The organism is Pseudidiomarina sp. WS423 (assembly GCF_050750165.1).
In the GTDB taxonomy this organism is placed as follows: Bacteria; Pseudomonadota; Gammaproteobacteria; order Enterobacterales; family Alteromonadaceae; genus Pseudidiomarina; species Pseudidiomarina fusca.
In genome coordinates, this window is record NZ_JBOJLN010000029.1 from 1 (window position 1) to 6,130 (window position 6,130).

Sequence of the window (6,130 nt, forward strand, 5' to 3'; positions counted from 1 at the left end):
GGTTCCTTTAAGCTATAACGCTGCCAACAGCGGCCGAGCGTAGCGAGGTCCAGCCCCGCAGGGGCGATGCTGCTTGGCCTTGTTAAATGTTGTTGGCTAGAAATTTGATTGAACATACGTAAACAGCAATTCCTGAATATTGTCTGGGTACTCTGTGAATTCATAGTCGAGCTTATTTAAGTACTCTTCATGTTTTTCTGAAATACTTTCTAATGCCTCAACTCTTTCATCTCGATCTCTCGGAGGACCGCCCTCACCAAACAAATCCAGTGCTTTCTGGGTAATGCCGGCCATTTTATGCGCACCAATAGCGCTAAGAGCCTTTGCTGCATAAAACGCGATATCGCCGGCTGTGTTATAAAACAGCTGATCGAAACCTCCGTTATTCACCTCGGCTTCCACAGCCCATATTGTTGCCAAGACGCGCTCTGGCTCACCAATACCGTCGAATCCCTTAGACTCAAATTCGATCAGTGATTTTTCAAATGCTTGCTCGATATTCATGATGACATTTAACGCCCGCCACAAACGCGAGCAACTTGTTGCGAGTCGAGCGCCCAACGGGCGCGCTTTTGATGGCGCTTGTTATGTTGGAACATGATCAAATAGCCCCTTAACTGCTATGTAAAAAACGAAGCAAGCAAAGATTAGCCCTAAAAAACGTATCACTTTGGGAGCATCTTTTTTAATTTTAAGCTGCACAGCGATTCCAAAATCATCACCTACGTACCACAAAAAAACCTTTTGTAAGCTCCACAAAGCCATAAATATGTAAAGGCTGAGCAGCCCATAAAACTCAACATTAGCTAGCATTAATGCCATCGTAATGATTAATGCGACTACTAAAACCGCGAAACTGATTGTCTTAATGCGAGCGATCATTACGCTGCTCCAACATAACGCCGTGCTCTTGGGCAAACCGGAGCACAGCGTAGGTTCGTCCCTAGCAGCACTTTGTCAAATGCTTTTCTGCTTTTGCATTGCATCTTTGAGCTGCTCTATTGTTGGTGGATTATTTGACCGATGGAGCATGGCATGACAAGTTGGACAAACTGGCACCAAGTCCTTTTCCGGGTTAACCTGATACGTGCTGTCAATTGTATGTAACGGTATCAGGTGATGAACATGTATAAAACCGATACCTATCTCACCATACATACTCTCAAAATTCATGGCACATACAAAACAATCTAAACCGTGTATTTCAATCGCTCTATTGCGTGCTTGGCGATCCCTTTCATAGGAGTTAACAGTTATTTGTTTTTTCGCGCCTTCTGCGTAGCCTTCGGGGTTTGAAATTTCCTCAGGGTAACTAAACTCTGGCTGCTCTTGACCAAGGAAACGTAAATATGCCCTTAATGCAGTACCACAGTTGTTCTTGTAGCGCTCTGCCAAGTCTGTTTCTGAAAGGCGGTCCAGTATTTCTCTAACTTCACGGTCAGAAGCTACCGTAGATCTGTTTAGATTGATATTAAGGTGCCTTGAGACTGCCTCTAGATACCTTCCGTAACTATAAGCACTATTATCTTGCAAGCCACCTTGGACTAAAAACTCTATATATTCGAATTCATTTTCGACCATGGCTCGAATTCCGATGGGTATTTAACGCCCCGCGCATGCGCGCGAACCTGTGAGCGTCGCAGCGGCCAAAGGCCGCGAATGACGCAGTTTGTTATACATCATTGCTTTTTATTCCCATAAATCCAATCCAGCCCTTGAATTGCAGTCGTCGGAAAGGCTGTCGCATGGGTCGCACCAGCTACAATTTCAAATTGAAGCTCTATATTGGCAGTATCCAGTTGCAAAATCTTGTCTTTTAATTGGTTTGCACCAGCCAACATATCCTGCCCTTCACCATAGACAGGTGTTTCATACTCACCAACAGACAGGTACACCTTTGTCGTTACCTTTGGCTTTGCGGCTTGTAAAGCAAGAATCACATTGTTATCAAACCAGACTGATGGACTACCCAGTATGTAGTTTGAAAACAGATCCGGTTCAGAGAACAAAATATAGGCACCAAACAAACCGCCTAATGAGTTGCCGACAAAAGTTCTGTCTGTTTTACTTGCCCGGTAATTGTGTTCAATAAATGGCATAACTGCATCACGTAGAAAGACCATATGTCCTTTAGCATTGCCAGTTTCCTGCTTCCATGATTTAGCCACTGTCGGCGTATAATCTCTGGTTCTGCTGCTTGTTCCTGCCGAACCTTTTTCATAAGACACCGCAACGATAATGGCATGCTGCATAACTCCACTGTTCATCGGAAAACGCATTGCACCAGATACGATTGGAAAACTGTAGTGCGCATCAGTAAGGTAAATCACCGGGTAAACTTGATCAGTTCTCGTGCTGTAGGAAGGAGGTAGTTGAATAAATAAAGGGTAGATTCGCCCACTGGATTGTTCTTTTAGCTCAATCACAGAACTTCGCGGTAACTCGTATGGAGTGTTGGCACTTAACTCAAAGCAGATCAGCAGCAATATCGATAGAAAAAATAATTTCATTTGATGAACCATGATGTATAACGCAAAGCACACGGGTGACGACCGCGTAGCGGTTGGCATCCCAGCGGGCGCCGGCCGCGAGTGCTGCGCCTTGTTATACGTGCTTTAGCTAAAATATCATTTAGCCACATAGTGACAGCCCCATTTTCGCGCCGAGGCTAGTGCAAACCCAAAACTGACTATTGAAAATACGGCTTGGTAATACATATGTTTTTCTGGCTGAAAAAGTACGGCATTTGCTATAGACACAAGAAAACCGAACGCTGATACAAACCATAAAAACTTAATAGCCTGATCATAATGCCCATTCGATACGATACCACTATGCTGCTGAAAGCTTAAAACGAACGAAGTCAGCTTGTAAGTTAACCATACAAAGAATATTGACATTATTGATATGAAAATTGCACCTGACACTTCGTGGAACAGTACGCCCCAAATTAGAGCGATTGAAGACCAGACAACCGGAAATAGAAATCCAATATTATCGGTTTTAACCAAGTAATTTGGCTTAATTGAAAGTTGCTCCAACTCAGTACTCCGAAAACGTATAACGCAAAGCACACGGGTGACGACCGCGTAGCGGTTGGCATCCCAGCGGGCGCCGGCCGCGAGTGCTGCGTATTGTTAGCATTTTTATATGACAACACTGAAAACACCCGCCCCGATAATTAAATACAGTGAAAGCAAAAACAATAAGGCGATACTACGCCCCGGAACAGCATGAATAATCAAAGCAGGGTAAGAGGTAATATCATCTAACCTCGGAACAAAAAATTGCACACCTTCAAATTCTTTAAACTTCTTAACCGCTGGCTCTATGTATGCCAAAAACGCATACCAATGCATTAATAGAAATGTTCACGCTCCCATTACTTCAATTAATGCGCTCAACTCCATAGCCAGTACTATTTCCGGACCTGCCAAAAGCACAACTAAAAGACATGCGAGAATATGTATTGTGCCACCTTTTAGTTTGTTCAAGAAATTTTGAAAATAGCTCAATACTTCCCCCATGCTAACGCAAGCCTAAACGGCGAGCAACTTGTTGCGAGTCCAGCGGCCAAAGGCCGCATTGTTTTAGGCGCTTGTTAGGCGATCTTTCAAATAGAAACTGAATTAATTGTTAATATCGATATTATGACAACCATAACTAAAAAAGGAACTGAACATATATATCGGAATGCTCTTGGAAGCTCAGGTTTTGGCCAAGCTAAATAAATGAAAGCGGGCAGCCAAAGAACTGAAGAATAAAGGACGGAGTATCCAATTAAGTACCAACCCTCGAATCCCAACTTATTGCTCGAATTGAAGAGCATATTAACTCCGTACAAAGCAACAATGCAGGCGATTGTCATAGCAAAGGCAGAAAATCCTAAAACGAACTCATGAAAATCACTTTTGATCATTGCTCACCAGATTTTTAAAAGCCTAACGCAAAGCACACGGGTGACGACCGCGTAGCGGTTGGCATCCCAGCGGACGCAGGCCGCGAGTGATGCGCCTTGTTAGCAGCTTGAATTAAAACCCGCGCGGCACTGCCGCACTGGCGAAGCTGAACAAAAGCACCACTGTGCAACTTTAAAAACAACACCGGCCAGCTGCGATACGGCGAGCCAACCGGAACCTGTAAAACTGATTTAAGCGAAGCCACAAAGAACAACGCTACCGCCACCACCGTTTGCAACAAACCCACAAACGGGCGAGCTTTGACTATTTGCCAGTGCCGCTTGGAAAGCCAAACACGAGCGACGCCAGAACAAAACTGCTGATTGAAACCGTTAAAACCCGAACACCTGCTAACGCCCGCAGCACGCGCGGCTTTGTAGTGGAGGCGAAGCCGCAACGAAAAAGGCGTCGCCGTGCCTGCGCTTGTTAGCTTTTTTCACAGTTCTGCTTCCACTCTTTAAACAGCGATTTCACGGCTTCGCTGACTTCGCTACGAAGATGTAGATCATGTGCTTGTAGCTCATATTCATAGAATATGGATTCAAAATTAATTGTTTGTTTGCAGCTAAAGCTGCCTGCCGATTCAGAGCAATGGCCTATATACCAGTCCGATGGAATAGCTTTTCCTGGGTTCTTCAAAGGCGCAGATCGAACAAGGTGCCACATAAACAGAGGCTCGTGATACTCATAAACACGATAAAACGGCAGGCTTGGGTCTTTTTCCACATACACGGTATCTCTTTTGTCGTAAACGTTCCAAGCGGCTTCAGCCATTCCATTAGGATTGCCAATCTGTGAGCTTGCATATGCCAACCCCATTAGCTCATGCTCAAAATCTACCCCATTACTGTTGATATGGCTTAATGTGTATCCCGAAACCTTAGCCTTAATATTTTGAGCTGGGATGTATATCAATTCTTGACCATCCGAACTATCGAGCTCGTCAGCGATAGGTGCAAGAAATGCTTTCATAAATGAACTATCCGGTGAAAAACTAGATGGATAGCAAATTTTAGTGTCATCTAGTCGCACTTTTCTAAGGCTTTCGGCATAAGTAACTTGCGAGCTAAAAATCACCAAGATAAAGAGATAAAACTTCATACTTCTCCTGAAAGCTAACGCGAAGCACAGCGGCGGCCCGTCAGGGACGTCCGGCGGCCACCGGCCGCGTACTGTTGCGCCTTGTTAAATGGCCCTGGGCACACGGTCCGACTGAGCCACTGTTTGATTGAGTTGCCGGAGCTTGTTGAGAGAGATTTGAAACTGACCATTACTCGGTAGCCGTTTACCTGTGAACTGATCCCAAACAAGGGCTCCTGGCCCGTTATAAATTTCTTCGAATGTTCCGTCACGCAAGATCTTGATGATGATCGTATGCTGCGGCTGACTCCGGAACGCTACAGATTTGGATTGCGTAGCCTTGATCTCAACTTCCAAGCCTGTTTCGGTGACAGCGTCATAGCCTTTGTTGGAAGCTGCCTTCAGCTCCAAATTATAGGCGTCGGCCACGATGCACTCACCCAGACTGCCAACCATGTGACCATCCGGGGTGAAGTGCCTGCCCGGGAACATGGTCTCCAACTCATTGACCGTGGCATAGAGTTGCTTGACCAAGGTCCGGAATTTATCGTGATCGATCATAGACATTTAACGCCCCAATATGCCGACGAAACGAGCGCAGCGAGTTGAGGTCGGAATAATTGGCTTGTTAGCTTTCACTTCTACCAACTTGTTTTGCTATTTGCCCACTCAAAGAAAAATGAACCTCGATGTCTGTTGGGTTAATATTGCTAATTTTATATTCACCACCTAACAACCAAGGTTGTATTAAACTATATATTTGGCCGTTAGATAATACTTTGCCAGATTGAATTAAATCACCGACCATTTGTATAGCAAAACATTCAACAACAAATTCTTTGTCTGATAGAAGTTCGTTAAACTGTTCAGGTGACTCAGCTACCTTAGAAAATTCTGCTCCGCCAGTATCTAACCACCAAACTTCTCTATTTTCGACATGCTGTACAAATGCGTCACCAGACGCTGACATCAGAATTGGTAAGAATTTACCCTCTAAAAGCCACTCCCAATCACTGAGTAAAGAGTCTCGATTTAGATGAGAAAAATTTACGGTTAAATCATTCAGAGTCATCGACACTTCCTGTGAAAGC

General features: G+C 44.6%; 9 protein-coding genes. All 9 read right to left on the reverse strand.

Annotated elements, in window-relative coordinates; all coding sequences use genetic code 11:
• Positions 1 to 96 precede the first annotated feature (96 nt).
• The gene (locus ACQ661_RS12420) at positions 97 to 504 is read right to left on the reverse strand and encodes a DMP19 family protein (RefSeq protein WP_313933457.1); all 408 of its coding nucleotides are present in this window, start codon (positions 502 to 504) and stop codon (positions 97 to 99) included.
• Between the two features lie 81 nt (positions 505 to 585).
• The gene (locus tag ACQ661_RS12425; protein ID WP_110077054.1) at positions 586 to 882 is read right to left on the reverse strand and encodes a hypothetical protein; all 297 of its coding nucleotides are present in this window, start codon (positions 880 to 882) and stop codon (positions 586 to 588) included.
• Positions 883 to 957: 75 nt separating this feature from the next.
• Complete coding sequence (locus ACQ661_RS12430) at positions 958 to 1,581, reverse strand: hypothetical protein (RefSeq protein WP_431668561.1); 624 nt, start codon at positions 1,579 to 1,581, stop codon at positions 958 to 960.
• A gap of 98 nt (positions 1,582 to 1,679) precedes the next feature.
• A complete protein-coding gene (locus ACQ661_RS12435) occupies positions 1,680 to 2,510 on the reverse strand; it encodes an alpha/beta hydrolase (RefSeq protein ID WP_181394974.1) in 831 nt (276 codons plus the stop codon).
• A gap of 117 nt (positions 2,511 to 2,627) precedes the next feature.
• Entirely contained in the window at positions 2,628 to 3,041 is a 414-nt protein-coding gene (locus tag ACQ661_RS12440; RefSeq protein ID WP_431668562.1) for a hypothetical protein, read from the reverse strand.
• A gap of 892 nt (positions 3,042 to 3,933) precedes the next feature.
• Entirely contained in the window at positions 3,934 to 4,206 is a 273-nt protein-coding gene (locus ACQ661_RS12445) for a hypothetical protein (RefSeq protein WP_431668563.1), read from the reverse strand.
• Between the two features lie 179 nt (positions 4,207 to 4,385).
• A complete protein-coding gene (locus ACQ661_RS12450) occupies positions 4,386 to 5,060 on the reverse strand; it encodes a hypothetical protein (RefSeq protein WP_092839476.1) in 675 nt (224 codons plus the stop codon).
• Between the two features lie 84 nt (positions 5,061 to 5,144).
• Complete coding sequence (locus tag ACQ661_RS12455; RefSeq protein WP_258306677.1) at positions 5,145 to 5,606, reverse strand: DUF6998 domain-containing protein; 462 nt, start codon at positions 5,604 to 5,606, stop codon at positions 5,145 to 5,147.
• A 61-nt stretch (positions 5,607 to 5,667) separates the two neighbouring features.
• On the reverse strand, positions 5,668 to 6,130 hold a 463-nt coding region (locus ACQ661_RS12460; RefSeq protein ID WP_431668564.1), incomplete at its 5' end, for a T6SS immunity protein Tdi1 domain-containing protein.

What these genes read in the sequence shown, in the direction of transcription:
- ACQ661_RS12435 (WP_181394974.1), bottom strand. Translation starts at nt 2,510, where the DNA reads ATGAAATTATTTTTTCTATCGATATTGCTGCTGATCTGCTTTGAGTTA.
- ACQ661_RS12425 (WP_110077054.1), bottom strand. Translation starts at nt 882, where the DNA reads ATGATCGCTCGCATTAAGACAATCAGTTTCGCGGTTTTAGTAGTCGCA.
- ACQ661_RS12455 (WP_258306677.1), bottom strand. Translation starts at nt 5,606, where the DNA reads ATGTCTATGATCGATCACGATAAATTCCGGACCTTGGTCAAGCAACTC.
- ACQ661_RS12450 (WP_092839476.1), bottom strand. Translation starts at nt 5,060, where the DNA reads ATGAAGTTTTATCTCTTTATCTTGGTGATTTTTAGCTCGCAAGTTACT.
- ACQ661_RS12420 (WP_313933457.1), bottom strand. Translation starts at nt 504, where the DNA reads ATGAATATCGAGCAAGCATTTGAAAAATCACTGATCGAATTTGAGTCT.
- ACQ661_RS12430 (WP_431668561.1), bottom strand. Translation starts at nt 1,581, where the DNA reads ATGGTCGAAAATGAATTCGAATATATAGAGTTTTTAGTCCAAGGTGGC.